Genomic DNA, 16408 nt, shown 5'->3' on the forward strand with positions numbered 1-16408 from the left:
GAGGAATGGCCATGTATGCACAGATGGTGAAAACCGACGCCGCCCACGTCCGCAGCCTCGATGAAATGGACCCGGTCGAGCGCGCCTTCCAGGAGCGCATCGACGCCGGCCAGAAGATCGAGCCGAAGGAATGGATGCCGGAAGGTTACCGCAAGACGCTGGTGCGGCAGATCAGCCAGCATGCCCATTCCGAGATCGTCGGCCAGCTGCCGGAAGGCAACTGGATCACCCGCGCACCGACACTGGAGCGCAAGGCGATCCTGCTGGCCAAGGTGCAGGACGAAGCGGGTCACGGTCTCTATCTCTATTGCGCCGCCGAAACCCTCGGCATCAGCCGCGACGAAATGTACGAGCAGCTGCATTCCGGCAAGGCCAAATATTCCTCGATCTTCAATTACCCGACGCTGAGCTGGGCCGATATCGGCGCGGTCGGCTGGCTGGTTGATGGCGCGGCGATCATGAACCAGGTGCCGCTGCAACGCTGTTCCTACGGGCCTTATGCCCGCGCGATGGTCCGCATCTGCAAGGAAGAAAGTTTCCATCAGCGTCAGGGTTTCGACATTCTGATGAAAATGGTGAAGGGCACCCCGGCACAGAAGGCACTGGTTCAGGATGCGCTGAACCGCTGGTGGTGGCCGTCGCTGATGATGTTTGGTCCTTCCGACGACGCCTCCGTGCATTCGGCCCAGTCGATGGCCTGGAAGATCAAGCAGAATTCGAATGACGAGCTGCGCCAGAAATTTGTCGATCAGACCGTGCCGCAGGCAACCTATCTCGGCCTGACTGTCCCCGACCCGGACCTTAAGTGGAACGAGGAAAAGGGTGGTTACGATTTCGGTGAGCCGGACTGGAGTGAATTCTTCGCGGTGATCGCCGGCAATGGCCCCTGCAATGCCGAGCGTCTCAATGCCCGCAAAAAGGCCTGGGACGATGGCGAGTGGTTCCGTGACGGTCTCGTCGCCCATGCCGAAAAGGTGCAGTCGCGCCAGCAGGCCGCCCGTATCGCCGCCGAATAGGTGTGTTCCGGATCGCGCGTGCGGTCCCTTGGTCCCAATCGCAGTCAATACGCTCGCAACGCGGCCCGCCGCTGACGAGCGCGAATAAGGGAGAGAAATCATGTCCAGCGAATGGCCCCTCTGGGAGGTCTTCATCCGCGGCCAGCATGGCCTCAATCATCGCCATGTCGGCAGCCTGCATGCGCCGGATGCGGAAATGGCCGTCAACAATGCCCGCGACGTCTATACCCGCCGCAATGAGGGTGTCAGCATCTGGGTGGTGCGCTCCAGCGACATCACCGCCAGTGCGCCGTCGGAAAAGGGACCGCTGTTCGAGCCGTCCAATTCCAAGGTCTACCGTCATCCGACTTTCTTCGACGTGCCGGAAGAAGTGGGGCATATGTGATGGGCGCGGCTCAAGAGACTGCCGTCGTCGACAATGCCGCCCTTTTCGAGTTCCTGCTGCGGATGGGCGATAATACCCTCATTCTCGGTCATCGCGTCTCGGAATGGTGCGGTCACTCGCCGGCGCTCGAAGAGGATATCGCGCTTTCCAACACGGCGCTCGACCTGATCGGCCAGACGCAGCTCTGGCTTGGCCTTGCCGGCGAAGTGGAGGGGAAGGGGCGTTCTGCCGACGATCTCGCCTATCTGCGTGACGGTCTGGATTTTCGCAACGTGCTGCTTGTCGAGCGCCCGAACGGCGATTTCGGCAAGACGTTGATGCGGCAGTTCCTGTTCGATGCGTGGCACTACGTTCTGCTGAAGTGGCTCAAAAGCTCCAGCGACCATCGCATCGCCGAAATCGCCGAAAAATCCTTGAAGGAAGTGTCCTATCATCTCGATCGCAGCCGCGATCTGGTGATCAGACTCGGCGACGGCACGGTGGAGAGCCATCGCCGCATGCAGGCGGCACTCGACGATCTTTGGCCCTTTACCGGCGAGTTGTTCCTCGGCGACGCCGCGGATACGGCCATCGCCGCCGCCGGCGTGGCGCCGGAACCCGCATCGCTGAAGGCATCCTGGGATGAAATCGTGGCTGAGACGCTGGAAGAGGCAACGCTGAAGACGCCGGCCGACGGTTATATGCAGAAGGGTGGCAAGCGCGGCATCCACACCGAACATCTCGGCTTCATTCTTTCTGATCTGCAGTTTCTGCAACGCGCCTATCCTGGCGGGACCTGGTAGGAGGCGTCGATGATGGCGGCCGAGCATCACCCTTCTGCGCGGCAGGTCTGGACCTGGCTTGCGGACGTTCCGGACCCGGAAATTCCTGTCATATCGCTGGTCGATCTCGGCATTATCCGCGATGTCGCCTGGGAAGAAGAGGGGCTGGTCGTGACGGTCACGCCGACCTATTCCGGCTGTCCGGCAACGACGATTATCAACCTCGATATCGAGCGTGCGCTGAACGAGCGGGGTATCGAAAAGGTCAGGCTGAAGCGCCAGCTTTCGCCCGCCTGGACGACCGACTGGATCAGCGCGGAAGGCCGCGAGAAGCTCAGGGCCTACGGTATCGCGCCGCCGATTGACGGAACCGCCGCTGACGGTGTGCTGATGAAGCGCATCGACCGGCTTTCGGGCCGCTCCAACCTGACGATCGCCTGTCCGCGTTGCGGGTCGGCCAATACCGAGAAGATCAGCCAGTTCGGCTCGACGCCATGCAAGGCCAGCTATCGCTGTACCGACTGCCTGGAACCCTTCGATTATTTCAAGTGCATCTGACCTGACGCAAAGGATGAGGGCCACCCATGGCACGTTTCCATTCCCTGAATGTTACTGAAGTGCGCCGCGAAACCCGCGATGCTGTTGTCGTGACGCTGGTTCCCTCCGAGGAAGACCGCGCCGCCTTCGATTTCACCCAGGGCCAGTACCTGACCTTCCGCCGCAAGTTCGATGGTGAGGAACTGCGCCGCTCCTATTCGATCTGCGCGGGCCGCGATGAAGGTGTGTTGCGCGTCGGCATCAAGCGGGTGGATGGCGGCTGCTTCTCCAGCTGGGCCAATGAGGGGCTGAAAGCCGGCGATACGCTGGAAGCCATGCCGCCGATGGGGGCCTTCTTCACCGATATCGAACCCGAAGTGTCCAAGCATTATCTCGGCTTTGCCGGCGGCAGCGGCATTACCCCCGTCCTGTCGATCATCAAGACGACGCTCAAGCGCGAGCCGCGCTCCAGCTTCACGCTAGTTTATGCCAACCGCCAGATTTCCTCGATCATGTTCCGTGAGGAACTGGAGGACCTGAAGAACAGCTATCTTGGCCGTTTTTCCGTTCTGCATGTGCTCGAAAGCGAGGCGCAGGACATCGACCTCTTCACCGGCCGCGTCAATGCGGAAAAATGTGCGGCGCTGTTCAAGAGCTGGATCGACCTGACCTCGGTGACGACAGCCTTCATCTGCGGTCCCGAGCCGATGATGCTGGCGATTGCCGGCGCGCTGCGCGAGCACGGACTGCGCGACGACCAGATCAAGTTCGAGCTTTTCGCCTCTTCGCAGCCCGGCCGCGCACGGGCGAGGGCACAGAATGCCCATGGCACGGATGCGAATGCCAGCTGTCAGGCAACGGTGACGCTCGATGGCGCCACCCGCATCTTCAACATGCCCAAACAGGGCCAGAGCCTGCTCGACGCCGCGCTCGAGAACAATATCGACGCGCCCTATGCCTGCAAGGCCGGCGTCTGCTCCACCTGTCGCGCCAAGGTCATCGAGGGCGAGACGGAGATGGAGGTCAACCATGCGCTTGAGGACTACGAGGTTCGGCAGGGCTATGTGTTGACCTGCCAGTGCTACCCGCTGAGCGACAAGGTCGTCGTCAGCTACGACCAGTAAGAGCGGAGGACGACCGCATGACCCACACCGAAACAATGCCGATCGAAGACTATCTCGCGCAGGGCGGTGTCCTAACCTCCCCGGACAATGTGCCGGCGCGCTATCGTGGCGAATTGCTGCGCCTGATGGCAAGCTTCGTCGATAGCGAGCTGGCGGGTTCCGCCGGTTTTGCCGATATCATCAACGACGCGCCGGGTATCCAGGAGCGTATCTCTGCCGCCCGCATCGTGCTCGAAAAGACCGATCATGCCGGCCAGATCCTGAAGGTGATGGAAAGCTTCGGTGCCGATGGCGGACGCTACGCCGTCCACCACCCCTGGGCCGAGCGCCTCCCCCGCGATGCCGATATCGGGGCTGCCCGCCAGAAAGGCGATATGCGTCTTTCGGTCTTCCATTATCCGCTCGGCGGCTGGGTCGACGCCGTCGTCATGAATGTGCTGATGGGCAAGGCGGGCGTTATTCAGCTGCGCGAGCTTTCACATGTCTCCTACCAGCCGCTGGCCGAGGTTTTCCGCCGCATCCTGCCGCGCGAGGCGCGCCATCTCGAACTTGGCATCGCCGGTCTTGAGCGCATCGCGGCAAATCCGGCCGAACGTGATGCGGCCATGGCCTCCATCACCTATTGGCGCCCGCGGGTTGCCGCGAGCTTCGGGCTTTCCGGCTCAGCGCGCTTTGGCACGCTGGCACGGTTCGGCCTTCGCCATACTCCCAATGAAACACTCCTTGCCGAATGGCAGGCGGACGTCGAAGCGCAATTGTCTGCGCTGAAACTGATCTGACAGGAAGGAAATGACTATGAACGTTCTGGCGTCCCGGCCTCGCCGGCTCGAAAGCTATGTCTGCGGCAGCTGGACTACGGGGGCCAGGGAAGGCGTTCCGCTTCTTGACGCCTCGACCGGTGCGCCCGTCGCCTTCATCGATTCGAGCGGCATCGATTTTGCCAGCACCCTTGCCTATGGTCGGGAAAAGGCCGGTCCGGCGCTGCGCCGCATGTCGTTCCATGAACGGGCCGCGATGCTGAAGGCGCTTGGCCTGGCGCTGATGGACCGCAAGGAAGAGTTTTACGCGCTTTCCGCCGCCACCGGCGCCACCCGTGCCGACAGCTGGGTCGATATTGACGGCGGCATCGGCACGCTGCTTTCCTACGCCTCCAAGGGCCGTCGCGAATTGCCGAATACCCGTGTGCTGCTCGATGGTGACGCCGAGGCTTTGTCGAAGGACGGCACCTTCTCCGCCCAGCATATTCTCAGCCCGCTTCAGGGCGTGGCGGTGCACATCAACGCCTTCAATTTCCCCTGCTGGGGCATGCTGGAAAAGCTTGCTCCCACGCTGCTTGCCGGCATGCCGGCAATCGTCAAACCCGCTAGCCAGACGGCCTATCTGACGGAACTGATGGTGCGCCGGATGATTGAGACAGGCCTTCTGCCGGAAGGTGCGGTGCAGCTTATTGCCGGCTCGGTCGGCGATCTGCTCGATCATGTCGAGGGTCAGGACGTCGTCACCTTCACCGGCTCGGCCTCCACCGGCCGTAAACTAAAGAGCCATCCTGCCGTTATCGGCAATTCCGTCCGCTTCACCATGGAAGCCGATAGCCTGAACGCATCGGTGCTCGGCATCGATGCAGGGCCCGGAACCGAGGAATTCGATCTCTTCGTCAAGGAAGTTGCCCGTGAAATGACGTCGAAAGCCGGGCAGAAATGCACGGCCATCCGTCGTGTCATCGCGCCGCGCGCCCATTGTGATGCGCTGGTCGCGGCTTTGGGCGACCGGCTGGGCAAGACGGTGCTTGGCAATCCCACGGACGAAAACGTCCGCATGGGCCCGCTCGCCAGCCTCGACCAGCGCGACGAAGTGCGCGCCCGCATCCGCGATCTGCTCGGCGATGCGGAAATCGTTGCCGGTGATCCTGATATGCCGCGCATCGTTTCCGGTGACGCCGAGGCCGGCGCCTTTCTCAATCCGGTGCTGCTTTATTGCGATCGGCCATGGGAGGCGAAGGCCGTGCATGACGTGGAGGCTTTCGGCCCGGTCAGCACCGTCATGCCCTATGACAGCGCCGAGGAGGCCGTTGATCTCGCGCGTCGTGGCAAGGGCAGTCTCGTCGCCTCGGTCTTCACCAATGATCCGGCCTTTGCGGAAGAGGTCGTGCTTGGCATGGCGCCGTTCCATGGCCGGGTGATGATCGGCAACCGCGTCAGCTCCAGGACCTCGACCGGCCACGGCTCGCCGTTGCCCGGCCTCGTCCATGGCGGTCCCGGCCGCGCCGGTGGCGGCGAGGAGCTTGGCGGCATGCGCGGCGTCAAACATTACATGCAGCGCACCGCCATACAGGGCTCGCCGACACTTCTTTCCGCGGTCACCGGCCGCTGGGTTGCCGGTGCTCAGACCCAAACGGACGGCGAGCATCCCTTCCGAAAATCGCTGGCGGAGCTTCACATCGGCGATCAGCTGGTCACCGCCACCCGTCAGGTGACGCTGGAGGATATCGAACATTTCGCCAATTTTACCGGCGATACATTCTACGCACATATGGACGAGGAAGCGGCCAGGGCCAATCCGTTCTTCGAGGGACGCGTTGCCCACGGTTACCTGATCGTTTCCTTCGCGGCAGGCCTGTTCGTCGATCCGGCACCGGGTCCGGTGCTTGCCAATTACGGTGTCGACAATCTGCGCTTCCTCACGCCGGTCAATCCGGGGGACACGTTGCAGGTGCAGCTGACCTGCAAGGAAATCAATCCGCGCGTCGATGCCGAGCACGGGGAGGTGCGCTGGGACTGCAAGGTCACCAACCAGAACGATGTTGCCGTCGCCCAGTATGACGTTCTGACCATGGTGGCGAAAACGAGAAGCTAAACCTTCGGGCACGGCGAGGAGGCCTGATCTTGAGTGCGAGATCGGGCCTGTCGGATCACGGGAGATGTGGGGAAGGGCGTTTTGAGTCGCTCGCTCTCGAAAAGAGCGATGGTCCGCGTCAGCGCACGGCTTTAACGCCTTCGAGGATGAGCGTGGTTGCGATATCCGCATATTCGTCGCGCGTGACAGGGCCGTTCGGCCTGAACCACATATAGACCCAGTTCATCATGCCAAAGAGCGACATGGTCACTGGCATCAGCAATGGCCGGTCCCGGTTAAGCTCGGGGTTGACCTGCTGTATCACACCGGAGAAGCGCTTGACGATCCGTCTTTCGATCGCCTGCAGCTCTGCAAGCTGTTCCTGCGACAGCGCGCTGGTGCCGTTGAGCTGCACCTTGTGTTCGTTATCGCGGCCTTCATAGTTCTTCATGACGGCCTTCACGAGAAGGCGCAGGCGCTCCTGCGGCGCCACATCGCTGCGATCCGCCGCTTCGATCGCGCCGTCGAGTTCCGTCAGGTGCGTGCGGACGATGTCGAAGATCAACGCGTCCTTGCCGGGATAATAGTGATAGAGCAGGGCCTTGGAGACATTGCTGTGCGAGGCGATCATCGACATGGAAGCCTTCTCCATGCCCACCTCGGCAAACACCGCCGCGGCACTCGTCAGAATGCCACGCTGTTTTTCCTCGAAATCAACTGCCCGCGTCCGTGCCATGGTCTTCCTGTTTCTGCTCATTCCCGGGCGATTGCCGTGGGAGGGGTGCCGCTCCTCCCTTTACACAGTCAACCCGGTGCCGGACTATTCCGGCTTTTCCTTCATTCATTCTTTCGGGCGGTTGTCTACCACCCGCTTCGCCTTGCCTTCCGAGCGCGCCACGCCTCCGGGCTCATGCACCGAAATCTTCGTGGAAACGCCAACCACGCTCTTGATGTGGTGGGCAAGCTCTTTCGCAGATCCGGTGCGTGCGCCCTCATCGGTCGCGTCCAGCGTACATTCGACGTGAACCGTCATGTTGTCCATACGGCCCGAACGGCTGAGCTCGATCTGGAAATGAGGGGCAAGGCCGCGACATTTCAGGATTTGTTCCTCGATCTGCGTGGGGAAAACATTGACGCCGCGCAGGATCATCATGTCATCGGAACGTCCGGTTATCTTCTCCATGCGGCGCATGGACCGCGCCGTGCCGGGGAGAAGCCGTGTCAGGTCCCGCGTGCGGTAGCGCACGATCGGTAGGCCTTCCTTGGTCAGTGTCGTGAAGACCAGTTCGCCAAGTTCGCCATCCGGCAGCACGTCACCGGTCACCGGATCGATGATTTCGGGGTAGAAATGATCCTCCCAGATGTGCAGGCCGTCCTTCGTCTCGACGCATTCGTTGGCGACACCCGGCCCCATCACTTCCGAAAGACCGTAGATATCGACGGCGTGCATGTCGAAGGCTTGCTCAATCTCCTGCCGCATCGAATTGGTCCATGGTTCGGCACCGAAAATGCCGACAGCAAGAGAGCTTTCGCGCGGGTCGATGCCATGACGGCGGAACTCGTCGAGGATGGAGAGCATATAGGAAGGCGTGACCATGATGATGCGCGGCTTGAAATCCTGCATCAAGGTCACCTGGCGTTCTGTCATGCCGCCGGAGATCGGCACGACCGTGCAGCCGAGTTTCTCTGCGCCGTAATGCGCGCCGAGGCCGCCGGTGAACAGGCCATAACCATAGGCAACATGGACGATATCGCCGGCGCGGCCGCCCGAGGCGCGGATCGAACGGGCGACGACGGTTGCCCAGGTATCGATGTCCTTTGCGGTGTAGCCAACGACGGTCGGCTTGCCGGTGGTGCCGGAGGAGGCGTGGATGCGGGCGAGCTTTTCGCGCGGCACGGCGAACATGCCGAACGGATAGGTGTCGCGCAGGTCCTTCTTGGTGGTGAAAGGGAATTTAGCGAGATCCGACAATGTCTTCAGGTCTGAAGGGTGAACGCCCACCTCGTCGAAGCGCTGGCGGTAAAAGGGGGAATTCTCGTAGGCGTGGGTCAGCGACCACTTCATGCGCTCAAGCTGCAGCGCGGAAATCTCGTCGCGCGACGCCGTCTCGATCGTGTCGAGGTCGCCGGGGCGGGGGGAAAGGTCTTCCATTAAAATCTCCTCCGAGAATGCGATGGTACCGGCGTCGGCTTTATTCCGGCAGATGGGTACCCTTGACTGTTCGCGAGTGGCCGCGGAATTCCGCGACGTGCTCGCCCTCCTGATTGGTGATGCGGATATCGTAGATTCCGCCCCGTCCGCGGCGCGACACCTCCCGTGCCGTCGCCGTCAGCCGGTCGCCCTTGAAGGCCGGCGCGATATAGGTCACCGAACAGTGCTGGGCGACGGTGCGCTGGTTATAGGTATTGCAGGCAAAGGCGAATGCGGAATCCGCCAGCGTGAAGATATATCCGCCATGGCAGGTGCCGTGGCCATTCGTCATGATCTCGGTAATCGTCATCGTGATCGTCGCCTCGCCGGGCGCGACCGCAAGAAGCTCCATGCCAAGATGGCGGGTGGCGTTGTCATCGTCCCACATGGCTTTGGCGCAGGCTTCGGCCAGCGCCTGCGGGGAAAGGCTGGCGGCGCTCATTTGCCTTTGAACTCCGGTTTGCGCTTTTCGAGGAAGGCGGCAACGCCTTCGGCATAATCGGCGCTGCGCCCGGCCTCGCGCTGCAAGTCGCGTTCGAGGTCGAGCTGCTGATCCAGCGAGTTCGTCGCAGCCGCCTGTATGGCGCGCTTCGTCATGCCAAGCCCTTTCGTTGGGCCTGCGGCGAGGCGGGTGGCGAGCGCGGATGCCTCTTCCAGCAACTTGTCGTCATCGACGGCGCGCCAGATCAGGCCCCAGTCGGCGGCGGTTTCTGCTGCAAGCGGTTCTGCGGTGAGCGTGAGCGCCTTGGCACGGGCCTCGCCGATCAGACGCGGCAGGCTCCAGGTGCCGCCGGAATCCGGCACGAGGCCGATCTTGGCGAAGGCCTGGATGAAGCGGGCCGAGCGGACGGCGAGCGTGATATCGCAGGCAAAGGCGATATTGGCGCCAGCGCCGGCGGCGACGCCGTTGACGGCACAGATGACCGGCTTTTCCAGGCTGCGGATCAGGCGCAGCAACGGATTATAGAAGGTCTCGATGGTGTGGCCAAGATCCGGCACGCCCTTCTTGGGGTCGCGATCGCCAAGGTCTTGCCCCGCGCAGAAACCGCGGCCGGCACCGGTCAGCAGGACGGCGCGGACATCCGCATCCGCATGGGCGCGCTCGAAACCGGCGCGTAGTGCAAGATGCATTTCTTCGTTGAAGGCATTGAGCCTGTCCGGGCGGTTCAGCGTCAGGCTAAGAACGCCATCGGCAAACGCAGACAGAATAGTGTCTGAATCCGACATGTTTCCTCCCTGTCGCCCTTCCCAGCGGCGACCGTAAAAAAGTTCTTGCATAAACCGGCCGGTCAGTCAATTATAAAACAGCAGACTGGGAGGAGCCAGATATGACCGGACTATTCGAGCGCCATCAACCGACGCTGCAAGCGGCGACTGATGCTGCGGCCAAGCGCGATTACTGGTCGGCCTATCCCGAGGTCCCAAGCGGCAAGATCTATGGCGAAACCGCCAAGGATGACGGCCTTGCTGCCTATAAGGCGCGCCTTTCGCAGCCGTTCGACCTGCCTGGACATCCCGCAGATGAAAGTCCTGTCGGCATGGAAGTATCGCCCTTCGGCCCGACCCTCGGCATCACCTATCCCGCCGCATCGGTCGATCTGCATATCTCGGCGTCGCGCGCCGCCGCGCCGCAATGGGCATCCGCATCGCCGGAGGTGCGCACCGGCATCTGTCTCGAAATCCTGGCGCGGCTGAATGCCAGAAGCTTCGAGATGGCGAATGCCGTTATGCATACGACGGGCCAGGCCTTTGCCATGGCCTTTCAGGCCGGCGGCCCGCATGCCCAGGATCGTGGCCTTGAGGCGGTGGCCTATGCCTATGCCGAGATGACCCGCACGCCTTTGCAGGCGATCTGGACGAAGCCGCAGGGCAGGGGCGAGCCGATCGTCATGGAAAAACACTGGCGCATTTTTCCGCGCGGTATTTCACTGGTCGTCGGCTGCAACACGTTTCCCACCTGGAACAGCTATCCCGGCCTTTTCGCCAGCCTTGCCACCGGCAATACGGTCATCGTCAAGCCGCACCCGGCCGCGATCCTGCCGCTCGCCCTTACCGTCGAGATAGCCCGTCAGGTGCTGGTGGAAGAGGGGTTTGCGGCCGACATCGTGCTGCTTGCCGCCGATGCGCCCGACGCCGAGATTACGAAGGATCTCGTGCGGCATCCCGCCATCGCTATCATCGACTATACCGGTTCAAACAGTTTCGGCAGCTGGGTGCGCGAAAACGCCGGCAGCGCCGATGTCTATACCGAAGAGGCGGGCGTCAATTCCATCGTCATCGGCGCCACCGACAATTTCGCCGGCATGTGCAGCAATATCGCCTTTTCGCTGTCGCTTTATTCCGGCCAGATGTGCACGGCGCCACAGGATATTTTCGTGCCGCGCGGCGGCATTGAAACGGATGAGGGTCACAAGAACTTCGATGAGGTCGCGTCCGGTATTGCCGCTGCCGTCGATGCCCTGCTTGCCGATCCGGCGCGCGCGGCCGGTATCTGCGGAGCGATCGCCAACCCCGCCACGCTTGCCCGCATTGCGGCGGCCCGGTCGGTCGGCCGCGTGTTGCGCGAGTCCATGCCGGTGGAGGGACTTGAGGAGGCGCGCACTGCGACACCTCTGATCCTTGCCGTCGATGCGGCCGATACGGATGCTTATGGTGAGGAGCGCTTCGGCCCGATTGCCTTCGTCGTTGCTGTCGACAACGTGACCGAGGGCGTCAACCGCGCTGCTGAACTTGCCGAGCGCAAGGGGGCGATTACGGCCGCACTCTACGAAACAGACGAGGCACGAATTCTCGGCGCAGCCGACCGTTTCGCTGCCGCAGGCGTCAATCTTTCGGTCAATCTGACCGGCGGCATCTATGTCAACCAGAGCGCCGCTTTCAGCGATTTCCACGTTACCGGTGCCAACCCTGCGGGCAATGCCAGCCTGACGGATGCGGCATTTGTTGCAAACCGGTTCCGCGTGGTGATGTGGCGCCGCCCTGTGGCGGCGTGAGAGGAATTTCGACTTAAACTTTTTTCTTTGGGAGGAGAAATCAACATGAAATTTTTGACGACGACTGCGCTTGCAGCTTCGCTGGCCTTTGCCCTCGGCTTTGCCGCGCCCGCTTTGGCTGACATCAAGATCGGCGCCACCGTTTCCGAAACCGGCCCCGCATCGTTTTTGGGCGACCCGGAAGCCAAGACGCTGAAGATGCTCGTGGAAGAGATCAATGCGGCAGGTGGCGTCAATGGCGAGAAGCTGCAGCTTGTCATCTATGATGATGGCGGCGACCCGAACAAGGCCCGCACCTTTGCGACCCGCCTCGTCGAGGATGATGAAGTCGTTGCGGTCATCGGTGGCACCACGACCGGCACATCCATGGCCGTCATCCCGGTCCTTTCTGATGCCGAAGTGCCGTTCATCTCGCTTGCCGGCGCAATCGAAATCATCGATCCGGTCAAGCCCTTCGTCTTCAAGACGCCGCATACGGATCGCATGGCCTGCGCCAAGATTTTCGAGGACATGAAGAAGGCCGGCATCGCCAAGATCGGCCTGATCTCCGGCTCGGACGGTTTCGGCGCTTCCATGCGCAAGCAATGCCTGGCGATCATCGGCGAATATGGCATCGAGGTTCTGGCCGATGAGACCTATGGCCCGACCGATGCCGACATGACGCCGCAGCTGACCAACATCAAGGGCAAGGACGGTATCCAGGCCGTGCTTAATCCGGGCTTCGGCCAGGGCCCGGCGATCGTCACGCGCAATTATGCGCAGCTTGCCGTCGGCCTGCCGCTCTACCAGTCGCATGGCGTCGCCTCGGACGGTTTTATCGAGCTTGCCGGTGCGCAGGCTGCGGAAGGTGTGCGCCTGCCGGGCACGGCGCTGCTCGTCGCCGGGCTGCTTCCAGAAAGCGACCCGCAGCGCGCCGTGGTCGTCGCCTACAAGCAAGCCTATGAGAAGGCGACCGGAAAGCCGGTCTCGACCTTCGGTGGCTATGCTCATGACGCCCTGCGCATTCTCGTTGATGCGATCAAGCGGGCCGGCAGCGCTGAGCCGTTGGCAATCCGTGATGCCATTGAAGGCACATCGGGTCTTGTCGGAACGACCGGTACGGTGACGATGTCGGCAACGGATCACCTTGGCCTCGATCTCTCAGCCTTTCGCATGCTGAAGATCGAAAACGGCGGTTGGAAAATCGTCGAATAACCGGACCGTGCCGCCGGTCTGCGCCATCAAGGCGCTGGCCGGCGGGAACCGTCGCGCCAAGCGGAGGCCCCCCATGCCCGAATTGCTGCAATTCCTTCTGTCCGGGATAACGGTCGGCGCCGTCTATGCGCTGGTCGCTCTCGGTTTCACGATCATCTACAATGCCTCCGACGTTGTGAACTTCGCTCAGGGCGAGTTCGTCATGCTGGGCGGCATGATCACGTTCTTCGCGCATGCCGCAGGCGTGCCGCTGCCGCTGGCCGCGCTCATCGCCATCGTGACGACGGCGGCGATTGGCGTTGCGCTCAACAAGCTGGCGATAGAGCCGGCACGCGGCGCACCGGTCGTTTCGCTGATCATCATCACCATCGGCGCTTCGATTTTCATCAGAGGCGCCACGCAGCTCGTCTTCGACAAGCAGCTTCACCGCTTTCCGGCCTTTTCCGGCGACCAGCCGATTGCCATCGGCGGCGCGACCATTCTGCCGCAGAGCCTCTGGGTTATTGCCGGTGCGCTGGCTGTCTTCTTCTGTCTCTGGCTGTTCTTCACCCGCACGCTTATCGGCCGTGCGGTGCTGGCAACCGCCAATAACCGCGTCGCCGCGCAGCTTGTCGGCATCAACACCAATTATGTGATGACGCTCTCTTTCGCCATGTCCGCTGCCATCGGGGCACTGGCCGGCGTGCTGGTGACGCCGATTACGCTGACGGGCTATGATGTCGGCCTTGCGCTGGCGCTGAAAGGTTTTGCCGCAGCCATGCTTGGCGGCATGGGAAACCCGAAGGGCGCGCTGGTCGGTGGCCTGCTGCTCGGTATTCTGGAAGCAATGACGGCCGGTTATATCAGCTCGCAATATAAGGATGCGGCTGCGTTCATCATCATCCTCGCTGTGCTTTTCGCCATGCCACAGGGGCTGTTTGGCCACAAGTCGACGGATCGGGTGTGACAATGCGGTTATCGAACAAGGCAACCACGCTACTCATCCTCGCAGCAGTCATCGCGATTGCGCCGGTCTTTTTTCCGTCCTCCTATTATTTCCGTGTCGGCTCGCTGATTTTCGTCAACGGCCTTGCCGTGACGGGCCTCGTCATCCTCATCGGTTATGCCGGCCAGATCAGCCTCGGCCATGCGGGCTTTGCGGGTATCGGCGCCTATGCCTGCGCGCTTGCGCCCGTCCATCTCGGCCTGCACCCGGCGCTTGCCGCCGTCCTCGGCGCGCTTGTTTCTGCGGTCATCGCCTATCTTGTCGGGCGGCCGATCCTGCGCCTCAAGGGATATTATCTTGCCGTCGCCAGCCTCGGCTTCGGCATCCTTGTCTCGATGGTGCTTTCGAACGAGGCCAAATTGACCGGCGGACCGGATGGCATGGCGGTGCCGGAACTGGGCCTGCGCGCCATGCTGAAGTCAATCGGCATCGACCTGTCCAACACCGAGTTCTGGTATGCCTTTTCTGGCGTCGTGCTGGTGATCGGCGCCTGGCTCGCGCTCAATCTCTACCATAGCCCGACCGGGCGGGCGCTGCGTGCATTGCATGGATCGGAAGTCGCCGCCCGCACGGTTGGCGTCGATGTTGCGCACCATAAGCTGATCGCCTTCGTCATCTCGGCGGTCTATGCCTCGGTTTCGGGTTCGCTGCTGGCGCTGCAGAACAAGTTCATCACGCCGGATGTCGCGGGTTTCATGCATTCCATCGAAATGGTGACCATGACGGTGCTCGGTGGGGCCGGTTCGGTGCCGGGCGCCATTCTGGGGGCCGCGATCCTCACCACGCTGCCGCAGGTGCTGACGATCTTTCAGGAATATGAACAGCTCATGCTCGGCCTCGTGATGATGCTGGTGATGATCTTCATGCGTGAGGGTCTTTTGCCGTCCATTGCGCGCCGCATCAGAGGGAGGGGAGAATGAGCCTGCTTCAGATTGAGGGCCTCGGCATTGATTTCGGCGGATTGCGTGCCGTCCACAATGTCGGTTTTTCCTTGAAACCCGGTGAGATCGTTTCCGTCATAGGCCCGAACGGTGCCGGCAAGACGACCCTCTTCAACATGATATCCGGCGTCTATACCCCAACGCGCGGCCGGGTTCTGCTGGATGGCGAGGACGTAACCCGCATGCCGCCACACCTGCTCGCCCGACGCGGCCTGTCGCGCACCTTTCAGAATTTGCAGATATTCCAGTCGATGAGCGTGCTCGAAAACGCCATTGTCGGCCATCATCTGCATGAGCGCGGTTCGGTCTTCGCCGATCTCTTCTCGCTGCCTGCCACGCGTCGCCGCAGCCGGGCGTCGGAGGAAAGTGCGCGGGCCCTGCTCGACCGGGTCGGTCTCGGCCGGGCCGCCGAACAGGAGGCGGGCTCGCTCTCCTATGGCGCGTTGAAGCGCCTGGAGATCGCCCGCGCGCTGGCGCTGAAACCCCGCGCGCTGCTGCTCGATGAACCGGCCGCCGGCTGCAACGCCGTCGAGACGGAGGAGATCGATCACCTTATCGCACAGGTCGCGGCCGAGGGCGTGTCGATCCTGCTGGTGGAGCACGACATGAAGATGGTCATGCGCATTTCTAACCACATCGTCGTGCTCGACCATGGCGAAAAGATTGCCGAGGGCGAACCGGCGGCGATTTCACGCGATCCGCGTGTCATCGAAGCCTATCTCGGCACCCAGGCAGCGGAGGTCCAGAATGCTGACGGTTGAGGGGCTGCGCTCCCGTTATGGCCGCATCGAGGTGTTGCACGGTATCGATCTCGACGTGGCTTCGGGGGAGATCGTCACCGTGGTCGGTGCTAATGGCGCTGGCAAGACGACGCTTTTGAAGTGCCTCTCCGGCATCCAGCCGGTCTCGGCAGGCTCGATACTGTTTCGCGGTGAAGCGCTGACAACCGTTCCGGCGCATACCCGTGTGGAACGCGGTCTCGCCCAATCGCCGGAAGGCCGCCAGATTTTCACAAACCTCACGGTGGAGGAAAATCTTCGGCTCGGCGCCTATCTCTTCGCCGACGACAAGGTGGAGCGCGATATGCAGGATGCCTTCGTAATGTTTCCGATTCTCAAGGAGAAGCGGAACCTTGCAGCCGGCGGCCTTTCCGGCGGCCAGCAGCAGATGCTGGCGATCGCCCGGGCGCTGATGGCGCGCCCCTCCTGTCTGCTTCTGGACGAACCGAGCATGGGCCTCGCCCCCATCCTCGTTGCGCAGATATTCGATGTGGTGAAGAGCATGAAGGCGCTCGGTGTCACCGTGCTTCTTGTCGAGCAGAACGCCTTCGGCGCGCTCTCCGTCGCCGATCGCGGTTATGTCATGGAGACGGGGCGCATAACCATGTCCGGCCCTGCCGCAGATCTGATCGCGGACGAACGCATCCGCGCCGCTTACCTGGGAATATGA

At 62.1% G+C, this 16408-nt stretch carries 17 protein-coding genes; 13 read left to right on the forward strand and 4 right to left on the reverse strand.

Annotated elements, in window-relative coordinates; all coding sequences use genetic code 11:
• Window positions 1–11: 11 nt before the first annotated feature.
• From paaA to paaZ, 7 genes are all read left to right on the forward strand, one after another.
• Window positions 12–1016, forward strand: coding sequence for a 1,2-phenylacetyl-CoA epoxidase subunit PaaA (gene paaA, locus JZY08_RS23445; protein ID WP_216331802.1), 1005 nt, complete (start codon window positions 12–14; stop codon window positions 1014–1016).
• A gap of 100 nt (window positions 1017–1116) precedes the next feature.
• On the forward strand, window positions 1117–1401 hold the full coding sequence (gene paaB, locus JZY08_RS23450; RefSeq protein ID WP_003498121.1) for a 1,2-phenylacetyl-CoA epoxidase subunit PaaB: 285 nt from the start codon (window positions 1117–1119) through the stop codon (window positions 1399–1401).
• Window positions 1401–2183: a 1,2-phenylacetyl-CoA epoxidase subunit PaaC gene (gene paaC / locus JZY08_RS23455; RefSeq protein ID WP_216331803.1), complete on the forward strand. Its 783-nt coding sequence runs from the start codon at window positions 1401–1403 to the stop codon at window positions 2181–2183. The genes paaB and paaC overlap by 1 nt, the downstream gene beginning before the upstream one ends.
• A 12-nt stretch (window positions 2184–2195) precedes the next feature.
• Window positions 2196–2720 carry a 1,2-phenylacetyl-CoA epoxidase subunit PaaD gene (gene paaD, locus JZY08_RS23460; RefSeq protein ID WP_035243276.1) on the forward strand — a complete coding sequence of 175 codons (525 nt, stop codon included), beginning with the start codon at window positions 2196–2198 and terminating at the stop codon, window positions 2718–2720.
• A 26-nt stretch (window positions 2721–2746) separates the two neighbouring features.
• Window positions 2747–3823: a 1,2-phenylacetyl-CoA epoxidase subunit PaaE gene (gene paaE, locus JZY08_RS23465; RefSeq protein ID WP_142171674.1), complete on the forward strand. Its 1077-nt coding sequence runs from the start codon at window positions 2747–2749 to the stop codon at window positions 3821–3823.
• A gap of 17 nt (window positions 3824–3840) precedes the next feature.
• Entirely contained in the window at window positions 3841–4602 is a 762-nt protein-coding gene (locus tag JZY08_RS23470) for a Phenylacetic acid catabolic protein (protein WP_216331805.1), read from the forward strand.
• Between the two features lie 16 nt (window positions 4603–4618).
• Window positions 4619–6676, forward strand: coding sequence for a phenylacetic acid degradation bifunctional protein PaaZ (paaZ, locus tag JZY08_RS23475; protein WP_216331806.1), 2058 nt, complete (start codon window positions 4619–4621; stop codon window positions 6674–6676).
• A gap of 118 nt (window positions 6677–6794) precedes the next feature.
• Here the strand turns inward: paaZ and JZY08_RS23480 are convergent, their stop codons facing one another.
• From JZY08_RS23480 to paaG, 4 genes are all read right to left on the reverse strand, one after another.
• Window positions 6795–7391, reverse strand: coding sequence for a TetR/AcrR family transcriptional regulator (locus JZY08_RS23480; RefSeq protein ID WP_142171668.1), 597 nt, complete (start codon window positions 7389–7391; stop codon window positions 6795–6797).
• Between the two features lie 105 nt (window positions 7392–7496).
• Window positions 7497–8807, reverse strand: coding sequence for a phenylacetate--CoA ligase PaaK (gene paaK / locus JZY08_RS23485; RefSeq protein ID WP_003498138.1), 1311 nt, complete (start codon window positions 8805–8807; stop codon window positions 7497–7499).
• Between the two features lie 40 nt (window positions 8808–8847).
• Window positions 8848–9288: a hydroxyphenylacetyl-CoA thioesterase PaaI gene (gene paaI / locus JZY08_RS23490; protein ID WP_216331807.1), complete on the reverse strand. Its 441-nt coding sequence runs from the start codon at window positions 9286–9288 to the stop codon at window positions 8848–8850.
• Complete coding sequence (gene paaG, locus JZY08_RS23495; protein WP_216331808.1) at window positions 9285–10073, reverse strand: 2-(1,2-epoxy-1,2-dihydrophenyl)acetyl-CoA isomerase PaaG; 789 nt, start codon at window positions 10071–10073, stop codon at window positions 9285–9287. Before paaG ends, paaI begins: the two co-directional genes overlap by 4 nt.
• Window positions 10074–10174: 101 nt before the next feature.
• Between paaG and paaN the strand changes: the two genes are divergently transcribed.
• The 6 genes from paaN to JZY08_RS23525 all read left to right on the forward strand — a co-directional run bounded on the left by paaN (window position 10175) and on the right by JZY08_RS23525 (window position 16408).
• Window positions 10175–11839: a phenylacetic acid degradation protein PaaN gene (paaN, locus tag JZY08_RS23500; RefSeq protein WP_216331809.1), complete on the forward strand. Its 1665-nt coding sequence runs from the start codon at window positions 10175–10177 to the stop codon at window positions 11837–11839.
• A gap of 45 nt (window positions 11840–11884) precedes the next feature.
• Window positions 11885–13033, forward strand: coding sequence for an ABC transporter substrate-binding protein (locus JZY08_RS23505; protein ID WP_216331810.1), 1149 nt, complete (start codon window positions 11885–11887; stop codon window positions 13031–13033).
• A gap of 73 nt (window positions 13034–13106) precedes the next feature.
• On the forward strand, window positions 13107–13979 hold the full coding sequence (locus JZY08_RS23510) for a branched-chain amino acid ABC transporter permease (protein ID WP_003498144.1): 873 nt from the start codon (window positions 13107–13109) through the stop codon (window positions 13977–13979).
• A 2-nt stretch (window positions 13980–13981) separates the two neighbouring features.
• A complete protein-coding gene (locus JZY08_RS23515) occupies window positions 13982–14938 on the forward strand; it encodes a branched-chain amino acid ABC transporter permease (protein WP_216331811.1) in 957 nt (318 codons plus the stop codon).
• Window positions 14935–15720, forward strand: coding sequence for an ABC transporter ATP-binding protein (locus JZY08_RS23520; RefSeq protein ID WP_216331812.1), 786 nt, complete (start codon window positions 14935–14937; stop codon window positions 15718–15720). Before JZY08_RS23515 ends, JZY08_RS23520 begins: the two co-directional genes overlap by 4 nt.
• The gene (locus tag JZY08_RS23525; protein ID WP_216331814.1) at window positions 15707–16408 is read left to right on the forward strand and encodes an ABC transporter ATP-binding protein; all 702 of its coding nucleotides are present in this window, start codon (window positions 15707–15709) and stop codon (window positions 16406–16408) included. Before JZY08_RS23520 ends, JZY08_RS23525 begins: the two co-directional genes overlap by 14 nt.

This window comes from Rhizobium sp. X9, assembly GCF_018873185.1.
Classification (GTDB): Bacteria; Pseudomonadota; Alphaproteobacteria; order Rhizobiales; family Rhizobiaceae; genus Agrobacterium; species Agrobacterium oryzihabitans.

What these genes read in the sequence shown, in the direction of transcription:
- paaA (WP_216331802.1), top strand. Translation starts at nt 12, where the DNA reads ATGTATGCACAGATGGTGAAAACCGACGCCGCCCACGTCCGCAGCCTC.
- paaB (WP_003498121.1), top strand. Translation starts at nt 1,117, where the DNA reads ATGTCCAGCGAATGGCCCCTCTGGGAGGTCTTCATCCGCGGCCAGCAT.
- paaC (WP_216331803.1), top strand. Translation starts at nt 1,401, where the DNA reads ATGGGCGCGGCTCAAGAGACTGCCGTCGTCGACAATGCCGCCCTTTTC.
- paaD (WP_035243276.1), top strand. Translation starts at nt 2,196, where the DNA reads ATGGCGGCCGAGCATCACCCTTCTGCGCGGCAGGTCTGGACCTGGCTT.
- paaE (WP_142171674.1), top strand. Translation starts at nt 2,747, where the DNA reads ATGGCACGTTTCCATTCCCTGAATGTTACTGAAGTGCGCCGCGAAACC.
- JZY08_RS23470 (WP_216331805.1), top strand. Translation starts at nt 3,841, where the DNA reads ATGACCCACACCGAAACAATGCCGATCGAAGACTATCTCGCGCAGGGC.
- paaZ (WP_216331806.1), top strand. Translation starts at nt 4,619, where the DNA reads ATGAACGTTCTGGCGTCCCGGCCTCGCCGGCTCGAAAGCTATGTCTGC.
- JZY08_RS23480 (WP_142171668.1), bottom strand. Translation starts at nt 7,391, where the DNA reads ATGGCACGGACGCGGGCAGTTGATTTCGAGGAAAAACAGCGTGGCATT.
- paaK (WP_003498138.1), bottom strand. Translation starts at nt 8,807, where the DNA reads ATGGAAGACCTTTCCCCCCGCCCCGGCGACCTCGACACGATCGAGACG.
- paaI (WP_216331807.1), bottom strand. Translation starts at nt 9,288, where the DNA reads ATGAGCGCCGCCAGCCTTTCCCCGCAGGCGCTGGCCGAAGCCTGCGCC.
- paaG (WP_216331808.1), bottom strand. Translation starts at nt 10,073, where the DNA reads ATGTCGGATTCAGACACTATTCTGTCTGCGTTTGCCGATGGCGTTCTT.
- paaN (WP_216331809.1), top strand. Translation starts at nt 10,175, where the DNA reads ATGACCGGACTATTCGAGCGCCATCAACCGACGCTGCAAGCGGCGACT.
- JZY08_RS23505 (WP_216331810.1), top strand. Translation starts at nt 11,885, where the DNA reads ATGAAATTTTTGACGACGACTGCGCTTGCAGCTTCGCTGGCCTTTGCC.
- JZY08_RS23510 (WP_003498144.1), top strand. Translation starts at nt 13,107, where the DNA reads ATGCCCGAATTGCTGCAATTCCTTCTGTCCGGGATAACGGTCGGCGCC.
- JZY08_RS23515 (WP_216331811.1), top strand. Translation starts at nt 13,982, where the DNA reads ATGCGGTTATCGAACAAGGCAACCACGCTACTCATCCTCGCAGCAGTC.
- JZY08_RS23520 (WP_216331812.1), top strand. Translation starts at nt 14,935, where the DNA reads ATGAGCCTGCTTCAGATTGAGGGCCTCGGCATTGATTTCGGCGGATTG.
- JZY08_RS23525 (WP_216331814.1), top strand. Translation starts at nt 15,707, where the DNA reads ATGCTGACGGTTGAGGGGCTGCGCTCCCGTTATGGCCGCATCGAGGTG.